This is a genomic window from Oceaniradius stylonematis, assembly GCF_003149475.2.
GTDB classification, from domain to species: Bacteria; Pseudomonadota; Alphaproteobacteria; order Rhizobiales; family Rhizobiaceae; genus Roseitalea; species Roseitalea stylonematis.
Window position 1 is genome coordinate 460682 of record NZ_QFWV02000008.1, and the last position, 17491, is coordinate 478172.

The 17491-nt window shown below is 64.4% G+C and carries 16 protein-coding genes; 13 read left to right on the top strand and 3 right to left on the bottom strand.

Annotated elements, in window-relative coordinates; all coding sequences use genetic code 11:
• Positions 1–1239, top strand: a complete 1239-nt coding sequence (locus tag DEM25_RS15415) for a dihydrolipoamide acetyltransferase family protein (protein WP_109767476.1) — start codon at positions 1–3, stop codon at positions 1237–1239.
• Positions 1236–1478, top strand: a complete 243-nt coding sequence (locus DEM25_RS15420) for an acyl carrier protein (protein WP_109767477.1) — start codon at positions 1236–1238, stop codon at positions 1476–1478. Before DEM25_RS15415 ends, DEM25_RS15420 begins: the two co-directional genes overlap by 4 nt.
• A gap of 45 nt (positions 1479–1523) precedes the next feature.
• Here the strand turns inward: DEM25_RS15420 and DEM25_RS15425 are convergent, their stop codons facing one another.
• Positions 1524–4235 carry a cation-translocating P-type ATPase gene (locus tag DEM25_RS15425; RefSeq protein ID WP_147393339.1) on the bottom strand — a complete coding sequence of 904 codons (2712 nt, stop codon included), beginning with the start codon at positions 4233–4235 and terminating at the stop codon, positions 1524–1526.
• Positions 4236–4595: 360 nt separating this feature from the next.
• Between DEM25_RS15425 and DEM25_RS15430 the strand changes: the two genes are divergently transcribed.
• The 3 genes from DEM25_RS15430 to DEM25_RS15440 all read left to right on the top strand — a co-directional run bounded on the left by DEM25_RS15430 (position 4596) and on the right by DEM25_RS15440 (position 6760).
• Positions 4596–5144 carry an Hsp20/alpha crystallin family protein gene (locus DEM25_RS15430; RefSeq protein ID WP_158585287.1) on the top strand — a complete coding sequence of 183 codons (549 nt, stop codon included), beginning with the start codon at positions 4596–4598 and terminating at the stop codon, positions 5142–5144.
• 139 nt (positions 5145–5283) lie between these two features.
• Positions 5284–6120 carry a universal stress protein gene (locus DEM25_RS15435; protein WP_109767480.1) on the top strand — a complete coding sequence of 279 codons (837 nt, stop codon included), beginning with the start codon at positions 5284–5286 and terminating at the stop codon, positions 6118–6120.
• Positions 6121–6340: 220 nt separating this feature from the next.
• Positions 6341–6760, top strand: coding sequence for a CBS domain-containing protein (locus DEM25_RS15440; protein WP_109767481.1), 420 nt, complete (start codon positions 6341–6343; stop codon positions 6758–6760).
• Positions 6761–6777: 17 nt separating this feature from the next.
• On the opposite strand, the gene DEM25_RS17835 is transcribed toward DEM25_RS15440, so the two are convergent.
• The gene (locus DEM25_RS17835) at positions 6778–7548 is read right to left on the bottom strand and encodes a Crp/Fnr family transcriptional regulator (RefSeq protein ID WP_158585288.1); all 771 of its coding nucleotides are present in this window, start codon (positions 7546–7548) and stop codon (positions 6778–6780) included.
• Positions 7549–7867: 319 nt separating this feature from the next.
• Here DEM25_RS17835 and DEM25_RS15450 point away from each other — a divergent pair, with 319 nt between their 5' ends.
• The 8 genes from DEM25_RS15450 (at position 7868) to DEM25_RS15485 (ending at position 16989) form a co-directional block, all read left to right on the top strand.
• The gene (locus DEM25_RS15450; RefSeq protein ID WP_109767578.1) at positions 7868–8896 is read left to right on the top strand and encodes a BMP family lipoprotein; all 1029 of its coding nucleotides are present in this window, start codon (positions 7868–7870) and stop codon (positions 8894–8896) included.
• Between the two features lie 66 nt (positions 8897–8962).
• The gene (locus DEM25_RS15455; RefSeq protein ID WP_109767483.1) at positions 8963–10486 is read left to right on the top strand and encodes an ABC transporter ATP-binding protein; all 1524 of its coding nucleotides are present in this window, start codon (positions 8963–8965) and stop codon (positions 10484–10486) included.
• Entirely contained in the window at positions 10483–11622 is a 1140-nt protein-coding gene (locus DEM25_RS15460) for an ABC transporter permease (RefSeq protein WP_109767484.1), read from the top strand. Before DEM25_RS15455 ends, DEM25_RS15460 begins: the two co-directional genes overlap by 4 nt.
• Before the next feature lie 6 nt (positions 11623–11628).
• The gene (locus tag DEM25_RS15465) at positions 11629–12894 is read left to right on the top strand and encodes an ABC transporter permease (RefSeq protein ID WP_109767485.1); all 1266 of its coding nucleotides are present in this window, start codon (positions 11629–11631) and stop codon (positions 12892–12894) included.
• Positions 12895–12898: 4 nt separating this feature from the next.
• The gene (locus DEM25_RS15470) at positions 12899–13324 is read left to right on the top strand and encodes a DUF2267 domain-containing protein (protein ID WP_109767486.1); all 426 of its coding nucleotides are present in this window, start codon (positions 12899–12901) and stop codon (positions 13322–13324) included.
• Positions 13315–14073: a DUF4386 domain-containing protein gene (locus DEM25_RS15475; RefSeq protein ID WP_109767487.1), complete on the top strand. Its 759-nt coding sequence runs from the start codon at positions 13315–13317 to the stop codon at positions 14071–14073. The genes DEM25_RS15470 and DEM25_RS15475 overlap by 10 nt, the downstream gene beginning before the upstream one ends.
• Positions 14074–14238: 165 nt before the next feature.
• Positions 14239–15009, top strand: a complete 771-nt coding sequence (locus DEM25_RS15480; RefSeq protein ID WP_109767488.1) for an SDR family oxidoreductase — start codon at positions 14239–14241, stop codon at positions 15007–15009.
• A gap of 291 nt (positions 15010–15300) precedes the next feature.
• The gene (locus DEM25_RS15485; RefSeq protein ID WP_196780421.1) at positions 15301–16989 is read left to right on the top strand and encodes a PHA/PHB synthase family protein; all 1689 of its coding nucleotides are present in this window, start codon (positions 15301–15303) and stop codon (positions 16987–16989) included.
• 44 nt (positions 16990–17033) lie between these two features.
• On the opposite strand, the gene DEM25_RS15490 is transcribed toward DEM25_RS15485, so the two are convergent.
• Positions 17034–17315 carry a hypothetical protein gene (locus DEM25_RS15490; protein WP_109767489.1) on the bottom strand — a complete coding sequence of 94 codons (282 nt, stop codon included), beginning with the start codon at positions 17313–17315 and terminating at the stop codon, positions 17034–17036.
• Positions 17316–17491: the final 176 nt, after the last annotated feature.

Sequence of the window (17491 nt, forward strand, 5' to 3'; positions counted from 1 at the left end):
ATGGGCATTTTCTCCATGCCATCGCTGGGCGCCGACATGGAAGACGGCACGCTTGTCGAGTGGATGATCAAGCCCGGCGACACGGTCAAGCGCGGCGATGTGGCCGCGGTGGTCGAAACCCAAAAGGGCGCCATCGAAATCGAAGTGTTCGAAGAAGGCACGGTGCATCAATTGACCGCGGAACTCGGCCAGAAGCTGCCCGTCGGGGCGCCGCTTGCGCTGATCCTGGGTCAAGGAGAGGCCGCACCGGACACGCCGCCGGCGCCACCGGAGCCAGTGCCCGCGCCGCCTTCGGCTCCGTCATCGCCGGCCCCGACGGTCGAGCCAACGGTCGCCGAAGCCCCGCCACGACCGGCGGCGGCGCCAACGCCCGTCGCCCGACCGCCTCAAGATGTTGCGGCGTCACCGGCGGCGCGGCGGCGTGCCGCCGAGCTGGGCGTCGATCTGGCAACCGTCGCCGGCACCGGGCTGGGCGGGGCGATCCAACTGGCCGATGTCGAAGGCGCGGTCGGTGCCGCACCGGCCAAGACCGGAACCGCCGCCGTGCCGGCACATGAGGCCGTCAAACCGTCGCCCATGGCCGAAATGCGAAAGGCGATCGCCGCGGCAATGAGCCGGTCCAAACGCGAAATCCCGCATTTCTACGTAAGCCAGACGATCGACCTGACGCCGGCCGCCCAATGGCTGGAAGCCGCCAATGCGGATCGCCGTCCATCCGAGCGGCTGCTGATGGGTGCGCTGTTCGTGCGCGCTTCGGCGCTGGCGGCGGCCAGGATCAAAGCCGTCAACGGACATTACACAAATGACGCCCACGTTTCATCGGACACCGTACATGCCGGTGTCGCTGTCGCGCTGCGCGGCGGCGGCCTCGTGGCCCCGCCCGTGTTCGATGCCCAGGACAAAACAGTGGATGAGACCATGGCGGCAATGCGCGATCTGGTCACCCGTGCGCGGGCCGGCCGACTGCGCGGTTCGGAGCTGACCATGGGCACCATCACGATTTCGGCGCTGGGCGACACTGGTGCCGAGGCGATGAGCGGCGTCATCTTTCCGCCGCAGGTGGCGCTGGTCGGGATCGGCGCCCCGCAAAAACGGCCTTGGGTGACAGGCGATCGGGTGGTGCCGCGCAAGACCGTGACCGTGACGCTTTCGGTGGACCATCGGGTCTGTGACGGGCGGCAGGCGGCGAGATTTCTGGCCGCGTTCGATGATCTCATGCAATCCCCGGAGGCGCTATGACACCGCAGGAACTCAAGGCCGCATTCATCGAGGAACTGATCAAGGTGGCGCCTGACATCGAGGCCGACATGGTGGGCGATGACGATCACATCCAGGACGATCTCGAACTGGATTCGATGGACGTGCTCAATCTGGTCACCGCGCTGCACGCGCGCTTTGGTGTCGACATCCCCGAAAGCGACTATCCGCAGATCGCCACCCCGGCCTTGGCGGTCGCTTACCTGGCTAAGTCAGGCTGAACCAGCCCTGCCCCGCGCCGCCTGGCGCAGGCAGGCGATCGTCTCTCATGAGCTCGCGTCGGCTGCTTTCGTCAGCCGGGCACCTGCCGGAATGGCGAGCAGAAGCTGGCCGAAGGCAAGCGGAACAAAGCTCATCGCCGCCGACAATGCGAGCCCTTGCAGGCCGGGCCATGGAAGGCCCAGCAGGTTCGACAGCCAGGGCAGCCCGAGCGCTGCGCCGATCAGGCAGAGGCACAGCGCCAGTGCGCCCCAGACATAGCCGTTGCCGGTGACATCGTTGAGCAGGAGACTGCTGCCCCGTGTCCGCATGTTGAACACGTTCCAGAGCTGGGCCAACGCAAGCGTCAGGAACGCGACCGTGACGGCCGGGCCCGGCTCGAGCCGCATCCAGAACAGGGCGAGCGCGAACGATGCCAACGTGGCACATGTGATCGCCCCGCCCAGCAGGCCGATCAGGGTCCAGCGCGGCCGATCGACGATCGGCTCCTTGGGATCACGCGGCGGCTGTCGCATGATGTCTTCGTCGCCACGGCCGAACCCGAGGGCAAAGGCCGGGAAGACGTCGGTGATCAGATTGAGGAACAGGATCTGCAGCGGCAGGAGCGGGACCGGCAAGCCGGCGCCCACGGCAAGACCGACGACCAGCACTTCGCTGACATTGCAGCTCAGCAGATAGACGACGAACTTGCGGATGTTGTCGAAGATCACTCTGCCCTGGTGCATTGCCGCGATGATCGTCTCGAACGCGTCGTCCTTCAGCACCATGTCCGCGGCTTCGCGGGCAACGTCGGTTCCTCTCCGGCCCATGGCGATGCCGATGTCGGCCTTTTTTAGGGCCGGCGCGTCGTTGACACCGTCGCCGGTCATCGCGACCACGTGACCCGCGTCCTGATAGAGCGCGGCCAGCTTCAGCTTCGCCTCCGGCGACACGCGCGCGAAGACGTCGCCGGTGAGCAGCCGCTGTTTTTCCCTGCTGGAGGCGGTTTCAGGATCGAAAAGCTCCAGTTCGCGCCCATCTATGACGATCATCCGTTCGTCCGCAATGCGCGCATCGAGCGCGATCTTGCTGGCGGTTCCCGCATGGTCGCCGGTCAGCATCACCACGCGCACGCCGGCCGCAAGACTGCTTTCGATCGCGCTCGGCACGTCGGCGCGCAGCGGATCGATGAAACAAACCATGCCGACAAGCATCAGCTCGCCGAACGGGTCGGCAAACGGCGTATCGCCCTGGCCCTTGGCAAGCGCCAGAAGGCGGAGACCGTCGGCCGCGGCCGCCGAGTTGCGGTCGGTCCACACGCGCCGGCCCTCATCGTCGAGCGCCTGGGCCCCATCGGCGGTCAGGACCGTGTTGCAGGCGGCGATCACCGCTTCCGGTGCGCCCTTGACCGCGAAAAGATAGCCGGTGCCGTCACGATGGACCGTTGTCATCGATTTGCGGTCGGAGTCGAAGGGATGCTGATGGACGCGCTCGTAGCGGTCGCGCAGGGACGCCCGGTCGCCGGTTGCTTCGGCGACAGCCAGCAGCGCCGTTTCCATGGGATCGCCCGAGACGCTGTCGTCCGACCCGTCGCCAAGTTCGGCATTGTTGCACAGCGCGCCGATAGTGACCGCGCACGCAAGAGCACCGTGCTCGCCGGGATCGAGGCGCCTTTGATCCAGCATGAACACTGCCTGATCGTCCTGCCTCTCGATCTCGATATCGCCTTCCGCCAAAAGATACCGGACCGCCGTCATGCGGTTTTCGGTCAAGGTGCCGGTCTTGTCGGTCAGAACGATGGTGGTCGCGCCGAGCGTCTCGACCGAGGAAAGCTGCGTGATCAGTGCGTTGCGCGCCGCCATGCGCCACATGCCGCGGGCAAGGCAGAGCGTTGCAACCACCGGCAAACCCTCGGGCACGGCGGCAACCGCCAGCGCGACGCCGGTCTGGATCATCTCGGTCAGGTCATGCCCCCTGAGCACGCCGGCGCCAATCGTCAGCGCCGCCAACAGGAGCGCCAGCCAGACCATCCGCTGACCCAGCCGATTGAGGCGACGCTCGAGCGGCGAGGCTTCGCCTTCCGCCGCCTGGGCCATCGCACTGATCAGTCCGATTTCAGTGTGCATTCCGGTCGCAACGACGATTCCCTCGCCGGCACCCCTTGTTATGGCGGTGCCCTTGAAGGCCATGTTGGTGCGATCACCGACCGGCATGGGATCGCTACCCAGCGTCTCGGTCTGTTTGGCGACGGGCACGGATTCGCCCGTCAGGATGGACTCGTCGCTTTGCAGGTTGAACGCCTTGCACAGACGCAGATCGGCAGTGACGATGTCACCGGCTTCCAGGACAACGATATCGCCAGGAACCAGATCGTGCGCATCGACCGAACGCACGATGCCCGAGCGCCGCACGCGCGTGCGCACATCGGCGATGCGCAGCAGCGCTTCCATGGAGCGTGCGGCACGCAGCTCGGTGAAGAAGCCGATCGCCCCGTTGATGATCAGCACCGCGAAGATCGCCGCGCCCTCGGCGACATCGCCGATCACGATCGAGAATACCGCAGCCGCGCCCAGCAGCCATACGATGATCGATCGAAACTGGCCAAGCAGTATGGACAGCGCGCTTCGTGTCGCCTGGCGGTGCAGCTGATTGGGTCCCCAGATCCGCAGCCGCCGCGCAGCTTCTGCGTCGTCCAGCCCGCGATCGATGTCGGTGTCCAGACGCTCGGCGACCGAACGTTCCGATCGGGCAAAGGCGCTCTCGATCCTTTGCTCGGTCATGGCCATCCCCTCGTTCGCCTTCCGCTTGCACCTGCGGCCGGTGCAGGCGAGGAAATCGCGGTCCGGGCAATCGTGCACCCGCGCCTTGGCATGCGGACGCGCCCGGCCGCCTTAACGCCCGTCAATCGGAACGCGGCGCCCGATGGCGATGCCGCCCGGTCGCGGTGGGCTGTGGTCATTGTCGACGGCTCCAGTGAGATTGAAACCAAATTGCACGGACCGACCCGGTCGGGCGGCTGCCGCATTCCCATAAAGGCCGGCTCTTCTTGACCGGTGTTAATGCGGCGCGGGCATCCGTACGGCAAGCCGGTAGCGAACCCAAATCCTGTTTTGATTGCCAACCGGCCAGGAGGAGAGCCGATGATTGAGAAAACCGATACCGCTCCCGAAAAAACCGATGGCGATGAAGCTCGTGCTGTGACCGAACGTTCGTCTGCGCCGCTGTGGACCCTGCGGGAGGAGATCGATGACCTGTTCGAGGACTTTTTCGCCGGAAACCGCTTCGGTCCGTTTCGCGGCCGGCGGTTCGGCTGGCCGCGCCAGCGTGCCGGAAGCGGGTTTTCCTGGGGCATGCCGACCGTCGATGTCATAGACAAGCAAGACGCCGTCAAGATTTGCGCGGAACTTCCCGGAATGGCCGAGGATGATATCGATGTCCATGTCACCGACAGCGCGCTGGTGCTGAGCGGCGAAAAAAAGGAGGAGCGCGAAGAAGGTGACAAGGAAGGCGAGCGATATCTTGCCGAACGCCGCTACGGCTCTTTCAGCCGGACCATTGCCATTCCCGAAGGCATCGATCACGACAAGATCGAAGCCAAATTCAAAAATGGTGTGCTGACCGTGCATCTTCCGAAAAGGCCTGAGGCTCAAAAACCGAGCAAGAAGATCAAGGTCCGAGCCGACGCATGAGCGCTTCCCGGGACTGGTTCGGCAGCACGCGCAGATCGAATGAATTTCGATCCGATGGCGCGGCGTTTGCCGCGCTGACCATACTCCCTGTTCCGTGTTCCACTGTCGCAAAGACCAATCCAGAAAACCGGGGGCCGCGATGACACCGAAGACGATCCTTTTTCCGCTGCGGATCGAGCAGCCGGTCGCCGAGCTTGAAGCGGCCGTCGATTTCTGTCGAAACAACGACGCCCATTTGAGCGTTTTGCTCATCGGCCTTGCGCCGCCGCCGCCGGTCGCAACCGACACGGTTGTCATATCGGACAATTGGGCGGCGCAATCCGAAGCCGCCAAGCAGGAACTGCACGAGCGCGGCAGCGAGATCGAGCAACATCTGGCCAAGGCCGGGATCTCGGCGGAAATCAAGCGATGGCTGATGATGGAGCATTCCATTGAGGCGGGTACGGCCGAGCACGCCTTGTTTGCCGACGTGACGTTCCTGTCGCGGACATTTCCGCAGGAGCGCGGTTTTGCGCGCCAGGTCGTTTCGGGCGTCGTGTTCGGAGCCGGCAGACCGATCATCGTTGCCGATCCCGCACAGTTCGGCACGCTTTCGTGGGGAACGATCCTGATAGGCTGGGACAATGAAAAGCCGGCCGCCCGGGCTGTTGCCGAAGCGTTGCCTTTGCTGGCGGCGGCCGACAACGTGCACATTCTCTGCGTCGATCCCGATGCCGTGCCGCAACGCGATGGCGAAGCTCCGGGCTGGGATCTGGCGACCTACCTTGCCCGGCACGGCGTCCAGACCACGGTCCACACCCAGCCAAGCGGCGGTCACCCGGTGGCGACGGTTCTCGCCGATTTCGCCGAGGATCTGGGTGCCGACGGCCTGGTGATGGGCGCCTATGGCCATTCGCGGCTGCGCCAGAGACTGCTCGGCGGCACGACGCGCAGCCTGATCGAAACCGGCAAACTGCCGATCCTGATGGCCCATTGAAGTCGATGGCAATGAAGGCGCACTTTGCCTGCGGTTAATGCAGCGCGCGCCCGGCGTCCTAGCATTGAAACCAAAGAAGAGCGCCTGTTCGGCTGTGGAAGCGGGCTGGCCGGCGTTGGCCGGTTGCGGCATTGGCCGGACAATCGGAGCGGTTTCATGAGGCGGCCTTGCTGCCCGGAAGGCATCTGGCAGGCGCTTTTGCAAGATCGGAGCATCAGACATGCAGGTCCACCAGATCATGTCCAGCCCCGCACAGACCATCGGATCCGACCAGACGATCGGTGCCGCCACCTTGCTCATGAAGCAGTTCGACATCGGTTCACTGCCGGTCCTGCAATCGGGCGGCAGGGTCGTCGGCATGATCACGGACCGCGACATCGTCCTGGGGCTGGCGAAGAACGCCTCGGCGCAGCTGTCGATGGAAGTCGGCCAGATGATGACCCGCAGCGTCCTGCGCTGCTATGCCGATCAGTCCATTGAGACGATCGCCGTCATCATGAGCGACAATCAGGTGCGGCGATTGCCGGTCATGGATCGTTTCGAGCGGCTGGTCGGCGTCGTTTCGGTTGGCGACATAGCCGAAGATGCCTCGGAACGGCTTGCGGGAGAAATCCTCGGCGAAATCGTGGAAACGCGATGAGCGTCAGCCAGGGCCGGTCATGACACGAGGGGTCTGGGCAAAATCTCCGCCCGAAGACAGTCAATATCGACCTTTGCGATTTCCGCCAGCTGGACGGCGTCTCTGACGCGAACGTCCATGTGATCGGCCACATCGATGATGCCGTTTCGCTCCAGCCGCCGCATTGTCCGGCAGACATGAACGGATGACAGGCCCATGAACTCACCCAGCTGCTGCTGGGTCAGCGGAATATGGAATGCTTGGTCGGTTCCTTCTCCCAGAGCGCGAAGCCGGATGCACAACTCCAGCAGCGCATAGGCAATCCGCATTTGTGCGGTTCCCTTTCCCAATCGGAGCATCCGTTCGGCGATCCGGGCCCGGGTCGCGCCGGACAGAACCGTCCGGACCGACTCCATCTCGGGCACCTGGGCGATCAGTTGTTTCCATTGAGTATGGGAATGGCGTGCAAGCAGCGTGTCCGTCAGCGCCTGGACCTCCAGCGCGGCCATCGACGCATCCGCCGATGCAGCGAATATGAACTCGCCGGGCAATGCGAAATCGATGATCTGTCGGTCGCCATTGCGCAGCGACTTCGACAGCGCGATCCAGCCATCCACCAAGGCAATGAGATACGGAACCTTATCGCCCTCATGGACGACGAGCGTACCGGCGCTGACCGCCGTCACCCGTGGCCGCAGGGCTTCCACCAGACGCTGGCTCTGAACGATGCCGTGTCGCGACGCTTGGGTCGCGACGTGCCTGACAAACCTGTCACTGGTGTTCCCGGCGGTCATCAGATCGGCGTGCATGGCGTTCTCCGAAGCAGAGCCGCACAGCCGACGAGAGCATTTCGGCCAATCGATCGGCGTTCCGTGTCTTGTCAGGACACCGCCGCCGTTGGCCACCTCTTCGCCGGCCTCGCCCCCGGCAGGATTGAATTTCCTTTCAGACGTTATCACGCACCGCTCGACTTGACCAATGTTAATGCGCGGTTGTCGCGGCCGTCGGACCCTGGAGAGACCGTGCAGACAAGCATCCGCTCTCTCGGACGCCCTCTCGCCACGCTGCCAAGCGCCTCGGATGAACGTGTCTTTGCTTTTGCCCGGTTGACGATCAATGGAGGAGATGATGAGCCCCACGATCCGGACTTTGAAATATGCAGCCATTGCAACAGCATTGGTACTGGGGTCGGCCACTTCGGCACTGGCATTCAGCGCCTGCCAGGTGACCGACACCGGCGGCATTGACGACAACAGCTTCAACCAGACGGCCTGGAAAGGCATCCAGGACGCGCAGGAACAACTCGGCATCGAGCCGCGCTTTCTGGAATCGCAGGCCGAAACGGACTACATGCCGAACATCAATTCGCTGCTTGGCGGGCAGTGCGATCTGATCATAACCGTCGGGTTCCTTTTGGGCGACGCCACGCAGGAAGCCGCCGAGGCCAATCCCGGCCAGAAGTTCTCGATCGTCGATTTCGCCTACGACCCGGCCATTCCGAACGTGGTCGGCCAGGTGTTTGCGACCGACCAGGCCGCCTTTCTCGCCGGCTATCTGGCGGCGGGCATGACCGAGACCGGCATCATCGGCACGTTCGGCGGCATCAATATTCCGCCGGTGACGATCTTCATGGACGGCTTCGTGCGCGGGGCCGACTACCACAACGCGCAGAAGGGCACCGAGGTCACGGTTCTGGGTTGGGACCTGGACAGCCGCGAGGGCCTGTTCACCAACAATTTCGAATCCCTGGACGACGGCCGTGCCTTCGCCCAGAACCTCTACGATGAGGGCGCGGACATCGTGCTGCCGGTGGCCGGCCCGGTCGGCCTCGGTTCGGCCGCGCTGGCCGACGAGTTGGGCACGGATGCGCTGAAGATCATCGGCGTGGATGCCGATCTGTACGTCACCGACCCCGAAAAGCGCCATGTCTATCTCACCTCGATCCTCAAGCGCATGGATTCGACCGTCTTCCAGGTCATCGAAGCGGCGATGAACGACACCTTCGAGGGCGGTGTCACGGTCGGCACGCTCGAAAATGGCGGCGTCGGCCTTGCGCCATTCCATGACATGGATGCGCTGGTCCCCGACGAACTCAAGGCGGAGATCGAAGCGATCCGCCAGGGGATCATCGACGGCTCAATCGACGTTTCCGGCTAGCATCGCACCGGCCTTCCCGAACCGGCTCCGGTCGGCGAGGAATGCCTGATCGGAGACCGCATCGCCATGGACATAGAGCTGCGCGGCATCACCAAACGGTTCGGACCGGTGGTCGCCAATGCCGGGGTCGATCTACATGTCCGCGCCGGCGAGGTTCTGGGCCTTCTGGGCGAGAACGGTGCGGGCAAGTCGACACTGATGAACGTGTTGTGCGGCCTTTATGCGCCCGACGAAGGCGAGATCGTCATCGACGGCCGGCCCGTCACGTTCGACGGGCCAAGCGATGCGATCGCGGCCGGCATCGGAATGGTCCATCAGCATTTCATGCTGGTACCGGTCTTCACGGTTGCCGAAAACGTCATCCTCGGCATCGAGCCGACCGGCCAGCTGGACTTTCTCGATCGAGCGGCGGCCCGCCGGCAGGTGCGCGAGATCGGCGACCAGTACGGCCTGCGCGTCGACCCCGACGCGCTGATAGAGGAACTGCCGGTCGGGGTGCAGCAGCGGGTCGAGATCATCAAGGTGCTTTTCCGGTCCGCCGACGTCCTCATCCTCGACGAGCCGACCGCCGTGCTCACACCGCAGGAGGTCGAGGAATTCTTCGGCATCGTCAGGGCACTGCGCGATGCCGGCAAGGCCATCATCTTCATCACCCACAAACTCGATGAGATTCTGGAGATATCCGATCGCATCACGGTTCTTCGCGGAGGCCGCGTTGCCGGACAGGGCGATCCCGAAACGCTCACCACCCGGCAGCTGGCAGAGATGATGGTCGGCCGGCCGGTCAGCTTCGACGTCGAAAAGGCCGCCTACGCGCCTGGCGATGTTCTGCTGGAGGTGCGGGAACTGACGGTCTTGCGCAACAATGACGAGATTGCCGTCGACGATGTGTCACTGGCCGTTCGCAGCGGAGAGATCGTCGGCATCGCGGGCGTCCAGGGCAACGGCCAGACGGCGCTCATCGAGGCCATCACCGGTCTGCGCCACCCCGCCGGCGGCTCGATAATCTACGATGGTCGGGACATAACCCACAGCTCGGTCCGCGCCCGCCACGCCATGGGGATCGCCCACATTCCCGAGGACCGGCAACGCACCGGCATCATCGGCGATTTCACGATCGCCGAGAACATGGTTCTCAACAGCTACTATGACGACCGCTATGCATCGGGGCCATCGATCCGGTGGCCCGAGGTCATGCAGCATGCGGCCCGCTACGCCGCCGATTTCGACGTTCGGACACCGTCGGTGCACGCCAAGGCGTTTCAGCTGTCGGGCGGCAATCAGCAGAAGCTCGTCGTCGCCCGCGAACTGACACGCGACACCAAGCTCCTGATCGCCGCCCAGCCCACGCGCGGCCTCGATGTCGGCTCGGTCGAATACATCCACAAGCGCATCGTCGAGGCCCGCGACGAGGGTGACGGCGTGTTGATCATGTCGTCCGAGCTCGATGAGATCGTGGCGCTTTCCGATCGGATTGTCGTCATGTTCAAAGGCCGGATCGTCGCCGAATTCGACGCTTTCAGGGGCCCTGTCGACCGCAACGCGGTCGGACTGGCAATGGCCGGATCGGTATCGGAGGCCGCCGCATGACCGATCAAACGGCGTCCGACCCGCTCACCCAGAAATTGCTGGAACGCGCCGCCCCAAGCCGGGCGGAGTTCGAAGACTTGGTCATCGTGCCGATCTTCGCCGTGATCGTGGCGCTTGCCGTCGGTGCGCTGGTGATGCTTGCGACCGCGGTCGACCTGCCGACGATCGGACAATCCTATGTGGCGCTCGTCCGGGGTTCCGTCGGTTCACTCAATGCGCTGTCGGAAACCCTGACCGCCGCGGCTCCCCTGGTGCTGGCCGGTCTCGGTCTGGCGCTCGGCTTCCGCGCCGGCCTGTTCAATATCGGCGCCGAAGGCCAGATCGTCATTGGCGGTCTTGTCGCCGTGATTGTCGGCTTCTCCTTTGCCGGGCTGCCCTGGGCGATCCATTTGCCGCTGGCCCTGTTCGCCGGGGCGCTCGCCGGCGCGCTTTATGCCTCGATCGCCGGCTGGCTGCGCGCCGCAACCGGCGCGCATGAGGTGATCACGACCATCATGCTCAACCTGATCTCCTATCGCATCCTCGATTATGTCTTGCGTCAGCCCTTCGTGCAGCGCGAGGGGCGCGCCGATCCGATTTCGCGCTCGGTGCTCGACAGTGCCCAGTTGCCGGGACTGCTCACCTGGATCGACCCCAATCTGCGTGTCCATGCCGGCGTCTTCCTCGTCGTCTTGGCGGTCATCGTCGTCTACTGGCTGCTGTTTCGGACCAAGGTCGGCTTCGAATTCCGGGCGAGCGGCAAGAACCCCGATGCCGCCCGCTACGCGGGCATCCGCGCCTCGTTCATCATCGTCGCGGCCATGGCCTGTGCCGGTGCGCTCGCCGGACTTGCCGGCGCAAACCAGGTGCTGGGTGTGCTCGACCGCGCGTCCCCGGGCTTTTCGGCCGGCATCGGGTTCGACGCAATCTCGGTTGCTCTTCTCGGCCGGTCGCACCCGGTCGGCGTTCTGTTCGCCGGCCTCCTGTTCGGCGCGCTGGAAGCCGGCGGGCGGCAGATGCAGGTCGATGCCGGTGTGTCCGTCGATCTGATCGGCATCATCCAGGCGTTGATCATCGTGTTCATCGCCGCGCCATTGCTGGTGCGGGCCATTTTTCCATGGGGCTTCCGCAAGTCCGAAGCGGGACGCAATGAGTGAGCGGCCATGGTAGCGGCGCAGGACATCTCCCATTCGCAGCGGATCGGAACCCCGGCCGACCGGCGGGCCCGCATCACCGGAGTGGTGCTGATCGGGCTTGCCTTGTTCGTCGCGGGCGTCTTCAGCATCGGCGTGACGGGCGACGCGACGTTCCGGCTGTCACGGCCAAACGATGTCTGGGCCATACCCAACCTTGTGCTGCCCGCGGCACCCTTCAACTACATCATCGCCGCGGTGCTGGCTTTTCTCGGCGCCCGCCAGTTCCTGCGCGGCGGCGGCCGCTGGACGACGCTGTCGCTGGGCATCGGTCTGGCGCTCGCTGTCGCTGCGTTTCTCGTCTGGGCGACCGCCGGCAAGGCGTTTTCCCTCACCGGCATGCTGCAGGCGACGATGGTGCGCGCGGTGCCGCTGGTGCTCGGCGCCATAACCGGCATGATGTGCGAGCGCGTCGGCGTCGTGAACATCGCGATCGAAGGCATGCTGCTGGCCGGCGCGTTCACCGGCGCCCTGATGGGGTCCCTGCTGGGCGGGGTCGGCGGATTGATCGCCGCGATCGGGATCGGCGGCCTTTTCGGCTTCATTCTGGCGGCGCTCGTCGTCACCTACCGCATGGACCAGATCATCGCCGGCGTCGTGATCAACCTGTTTGTGCTCGGCCTGACATCCTACGTGTCCAGCCAGGTCTTCGCCGAGCACCGGTTTTTGAACAATGCGCCCGTGTTCCGCGCCTACAAGGTGCCCATCCTTGGCGACATACCGGTCATCGGTCCGATGTTCTTCAATCAGAACCTGTTCGTTTACGGCGCGCTGGTGATGGTGGGTGTGGCCACCTACTACCTGTTCTACACGCGCATGGGCCTGCGCGCCCGGTCGGTCGGTGAGCATCCGCGCGCCGCCGACACGCTGGGCATCAACGTCTACCGGACCCGCTACATCAACGTGACCGTGGCCGGCATGATCGCCGGATTTGGCGGCGCCTGGTTCACGCTTGGTTCGGTCGGCCGTTTCGATGAAAACATGACCGGCGGCCGGGGGTTCATCGCGCTCGCGGCCATGCTGTTCGGCCGCTATCATCCGGTCGGCGCGCTGATGGCCGCGCTGGTCTTCGGCTTTGCCGATTCCATGCAGCAGAAACTGGCTTTGCTGCAGACGCCGATCCCGTCCGAGTTCCTTTCGATGGCCCCCTACATCGCGACGATCATCGTGGTCGCCGGCGTGGTCGGCCGAACGCGCACGCCGGCTGCCGGCGGCAAGCCATACATCAAGGAGTAGGCCGATGAAGGTTACCGGGATAACGACGCTCGATCACGCTCCCCATGACGTCAACGCCTGGCTCAAACATGTGTGCGACGCGCTTGGCTGGCAGGAGAAGGGGCGCGCCTACCTGCTGCTGCGAACGGTCCTGCACGCGGTGCGCGACTGGCTGACGGCCGACGAAGCCGCCCAGCTCGCCGCGCAACTGCCGATCCTGTTGCGGGGCATTTACTATGAGGGCTGGGACCCGTCCGACACGCCGGTGCACCCGCGCGCCAGGTCCGACTTCGTCGCCCGCGTCGATCACATGTTCACCAAGGAGCCACTGGACGACACCGAAGCGGCGATCACGGCTGTGCTCGGCGTTCTCGAGCAACATGTCTCATCGGGCGAGATCGAACAGGTCAAGCACGCCATGCGCGCCAGCATTCGCGACCTTTGGCCCTGAGCCGATCGGGGCCGCAGATCACGCCGCCGGTACCGGACCCGACAACATCGCCGTCGGTCCGCCTCGGCGCCCTTGTCGCCGGTCTCGCCTATCTCCTGATGACCGTGCTCGCGATTGCGACCGCCTTCGATACCGACGCGCTGTCGCGTCTCGCCCGGTCGTGGATCGATGGCGAGGCATGGCCGGCGGATGTCACGAGCCGCCTGTTGATCATGGTGATCGGGTTCGCTGTCATCGCCCTGCTCGATGTTGCGATTGCCTGGGGTCTGTATCGTCTGTTCAAGCACCGCCGGCGGCGTCTCGCGCTTGCCATGTCGGGAATGCGGATCATTTACGCCGTCCTTTTCCTCCACGCATTGACCCATGTTGCCGGCGCGCTGGAAATCACGCGGTCCGCGCCATTTGACGCGGGCACGCTGGCAGTCGCCATGGGCGGACTTGAGCGCTTCGAACGCGCCTGGGACATCGCGTTTTTCTTCTTCAGCACCCATCTCATCCTTCTGGGCTATCTCGTCTACGCACGCACCCTTGTGCACCGAACCCTTTCGGTCATGCTGGTCATCGCAGGTCTGGGCTATCTCGCCGACAGCACGATCGGTTTGGCCATGAACAAGGCACCGTTCGTGTTCGCGCCCTTCACCTTTGTTGGCGAGATGGCGCTGATGATCTGGCTTCTTGCCGTGGCCGCCAGGCCCGGTGTTGCAGGAGACGATCGACAGCATTCCGCACGGTCCGCTGTACGGCCATGAGAATTGCCGATGGACCGGGCTTCGAAACCCGCCGAAAGGCTGCAGCCTTTGGCCCTGGTGCGTCTTCCGGGGCCCGGCGTTGACCGGTGTTAAGGCGGCCTCGTGCGGCCGCGTTAGGGTCGATTGCATCGCGGATGGCACGCGGCGTGAAACAAGGAGGCACTCATGGGTTTGGTTGATGGTAAGGTGGCCATGGTAACGGGCGCGGCGGCTGGCATCGGTCGGGCCACCGCACTGAAGTTCGCCGGGGAAGGCGCCCGGGTGGTCGTCTCCGACATCGATATCGAGGGCGGCGAAGAAACCGCCAGGATGATCGCCGATGCGGGCGGTCAGGCCTTGTTCGTCGCGTGCGACACGTCCGACGCGGACCAGATCGACGCGCTGGTCGCCAAGACCGTCGACACCTATGGTCAACTCGACTGCGCCTGCAACAATGCCGGTATCGAGGGCAAGATCATGCCGCTCGTCGATCAGACCATGGACAATTACGATCGGATCATGGCGGTCAATGCGCGCGGCACGTTTCTGTGCATGAAGGCCGAGATCGCCCAGATGCTGAAGACCGGCGGCGGCGCCATCGTCAATCTCGCCTCCGTCGCCGGACTGATCGGATTTCCGGGGCTTTCGCCCTATGTCGCCTCAAAGCACGCGGTCAACGGCATGACCAAGAACGCGGCGCTGGAATATGGAAAGGCAGGCATCCGCATCAACTCGGTCTGCCCGGGCGGCATCGATACCCGGATGCTCGATTCGCTCGCCGAACAGGCTACGCAAGGCGCCCAGGACTCGCACGAGATGCTCGATCCGTTGCACCCGATCGGCCGCATCGGCGTACCCGACGAGGTGGCCGGGGCGATCGTCTGGCTTTCTTCGCCGGCAGCGTCCTTCGTCACCGGAATCAACATGCCCGTCGATGGCGGCTTCGTCGCGCAATGATGCGCCGTGGGAGCGATGCCGTCGAGAACCGCGCCTGACCAATGGCCTGACGGTCGGGACAACGCGCTGAAGAACATCGAACGCCGGACGTCGGTTCCAGGCACTGCCGCACCCGATTGCGCGGGGCGCCGACCATTTCAGGCCGCTGTGGGCGCCGGGCGTGGCGTCGCCGTTGAAACGGACCGCAAAGAGATGACGAAACAACAGCAATGCACGGATGCCAGGTCCGTTTCGCCTCGAATTGCGACGGAGAACGGTTCATCGCCGGTTGCCGACCCGCATCCGCATCGCATGCTCGACCGCACCGCGCGGGCGACGCTGGCAAGGATGACGGGCGGGGTTTCGCCCCATTCGATCTTCGCGGCCTGGAGCGACTGGGCGCTGCATCTGGGCCGATCGCCCGGCCGTCAGCTGGAGCTGATGGAGCGGGCGCAGACCAATGCCGTCAGGCTTGTTGCGGAGATCCTTGCGGAAGGGCCGGAACCGTTCAGGCCGAGAGTTCACGACCACCGCTTCTCACACCCGTCTTGGAACAAGCCTCCCTTCAATGCGTGGGCGCAGTGTTTTCTGGCGATCCAGGACTGGTGGGATGCGGCGACCGATGAGATGCCCGGCCTCGCCAAAGGCGACGCCGACCGCACACGGTTCCAGGCCCGCCAGGCGCTCGACATGATATCGCCATCGAATTTTCCCTGGTCGAATCCCGAAATCATCGAAGAAACCGTCACGCAAAAAGGGCAAAACCTGATCGACGGCGCGCGCCACCTCACCGAGGATGTGATCCAAACGCTCACGCAGGCGCATAAGCCCGCCCCGCCCGGGTTCGAGGTCGGCGAGCACCTGGCCTGCACGCCGGGTGAGGTCGTGTTTCGCAACGACCTTTTCGAGCTCATTCAATATGCGCCGCAGACCGGTCGGGTTCATCCCGAACCGGTTCTTTTCGTCCCGGCCTGGATCATGAAGTACTACGTGCTCGATCTGTCGCCGGATAACTCGATGGTCGCATTTCTGGTGCGCCAGGGTTTCACGGTCTTCATGATCTCCTGGTGCAATCCGACGGCCGATCAGTCGGAACTGTCGCTGGAGGACTATCGCCGGCGCGGCGTGATGGCAGCCCTCGATGTGGTCGACGACATCGTGCCCGGCGCAAAGGTCCATGCCAACGGCTATTGCCTTGGCGGCACGCTTCTGGCGATTGCCGCTGCCGTCATGGCGCGGGACGGCGACGATCGCCTCGCCTCCATCACCTTGATGGCTGCGCAGGTCGACTTTGCCGAGGCCGGGGAATTGCTGATGTTCGTCGACGAGAGCCAGGTCGCCTTCATCGAGGACCTGATGTGGATCCAGGGCTATCTGGACCGGCCTCAGATGGCCCGGACCTTCGCATCGATCCGGGCCGAGGACCTGATCTATACCCGCGCCGTGAACCGCTATTTTCTCGCTCGCGAGGACCTGCCCTCGGACCTTCTGGTGTGGAACGGCGACACCACGCGGATGCCGGCGCGAATGCACTCGGAGTATCTGCGCGGGCTGTTTCTGGAAAACCGGTTGAGTGCGGGGCGGTTCGCGGTCGAGGGCCGGGTGATCGCGCTAAAGGACATAGAAGTGCCGATCTTCGTCGTCGGCACCGAAACCGACCACATCGCGCCATGGCGGTCGGTCTACAAGACCCAACTGTTTACCGACAGCGAGTTGACATTCGTCCTGACCAGGGGCGGGCACAATGGCGGGATCCTGAGCGAACCGGGCCACAAGGGTCGCCACTACAGGATCGGGCACCGGCCTGCGGGCGCGCTGTATGCGGGCCCCGATGCGTGGCTCGCCCGGCACGAGCCGACCGAGGGCTCCTGGTGGCCGGAAATGGCGGACTGGCTGACTTGTCGATCCGGAGAGCCGGGGCCGCCGCCTTCGATGGGCCGGTCCGGTGGCGATGGGCCGACACTGGGCCCGGCGCCCGGCTCCTACGTGCATCAGATTTGATATCGCAGCGTTCGCAGCCGGTCTCCGGCCCGTGCCGCGAGCCATCAGGACCGCTTCGGATTGATCATGCACATGAACGGCTGGGCGCCGTCCTTCTCGAAATGCAGCTGGCCGAGAACCGTGACAACCTCGGCGCTCTCGTTCTTGAGCGCCGCATTGGCTTCATACCGGATATGGCCGATATGCGCATGCTCCTCGACATGATCCATCAGCGCACGCATGACATCGAGCGGTGTTCGATCGAAAAGGTCGGGCGGGCCCGAGAACTCGTACCGGCCTTCGCCGCCGCGCGTTCCATGCATGATTACCGCCTGATATGTCGCCATAGCTCGTCCTCCTGGCCTTGCCATCAGGATTAAGCCTCGTTGATGACAGTTTTGCTGTGGCTGACCTCGAAGCGGGCCGCTCCGGCAAAGACTTGGCCATTCAGTGCCCGGACGCCTCGTCATCGGCCCCGTCCGAGTAGCGCGGCACGTCGAAAACCGTCCGCCGGGAGCCGACA

What these genes read in the sequence shown, in the direction of transcription:
- DEM25_RS15415 (WP_109767476.1), top strand. Translation starts at nt 1, where the DNA reads ATGGGCATTTTCTCCATGCCATCGCTGGGCGCCGACATGGAAGACGGC.
- DEM25_RS15420 (WP_109767477.1), top strand. Translation starts at nt 1,236, where the DNA reads ATGACACCGCAGGAACTCAAGGCCGCATTCATCGAGGAACTGATCAAG.
- DEM25_RS15425 (WP_147393339.1), bottom strand. Translation starts at nt 4,235, where the DNA reads ATGACCGAGCAAAGGATCGAGAGCGCCTTTGCCCGATCGGAACGTTCG.
- DEM25_RS15430 (WP_158585287.1), top strand. Translation starts at nt 4,596, where the DNA reads ATGATTGAGAAAACCGATACCGCTCCCGAAAAAACCGATGGCGATGAA.
- DEM25_RS15435 (WP_109767480.1), top strand. Translation starts at nt 5,284, where the DNA reads ATGACACCGAAGACGATCCTTTTTCCGCTGCGGATCGAGCAGCCGGTC.
- DEM25_RS15440 (WP_109767481.1), top strand. Translation starts at nt 6,341, where the DNA reads ATGCAGGTCCACCAGATCATGTCCAGCCCCGCACAGACCATCGGATCC.
- DEM25_RS17835 (WP_158585288.1), bottom strand. Translation starts at nt 7,548, where the DNA reads ATGCACGCCGATCTGATGACCGCCGGGAACACCAGTGACAGGTTTGTC.
- DEM25_RS15450 (WP_109767578.1), top strand. Translation starts at nt 7,868, where the DNA reads ATGAGCCCCACGATCCGGACTTTGAAATATGCAGCCATTGCAACAGCA.
- DEM25_RS15455 (WP_109767483.1), top strand. Translation starts at nt 8,963, where the DNA reads ATGGACATAGAGCTGCGCGGCATCACCAAACGGTTCGGACCGGTGGTC.
- DEM25_RS15460 (WP_109767484.1), top strand. Translation starts at nt 10,483, where the DNA reads ATGACCGATCAAACGGCGTCCGACCCGCTCACCCAGAAATTGCTGGAA.
- DEM25_RS15465 (WP_109767485.1), top strand. Translation starts at nt 11,629, where the DNA reads ATGGTAGCGGCGCAGGACATCTCCCATTCGCAGCGGATCGGAACCCCG.
- DEM25_RS15470 (WP_109767486.1), top strand. Translation starts at nt 12,899, where the DNA reads ATGAAGGTTACCGGGATAACGACGCTCGATCACGCTCCCCATGACGTC.
- DEM25_RS15480 (WP_109767488.1), top strand. Translation starts at nt 14,239, where the DNA reads ATGGGTTTGGTTGATGGTAAGGTGGCCATGGTAACGGGCGCGGCGGCT.
- DEM25_RS15485 (WP_196780421.1), top strand. Translation starts at nt 15,301, where the DNA reads ATGCTCGACCGCACCGCGCGGGCGACGCTGGCAAGGATGACGGGCGGG.
- DEM25_RS15490 (WP_109767489.1), bottom strand. Translation starts at nt 17,315, where the DNA reads ATGGCGACATATCAGGCGGTAATCATGCATGGAACGCGCGGCGGCGAA.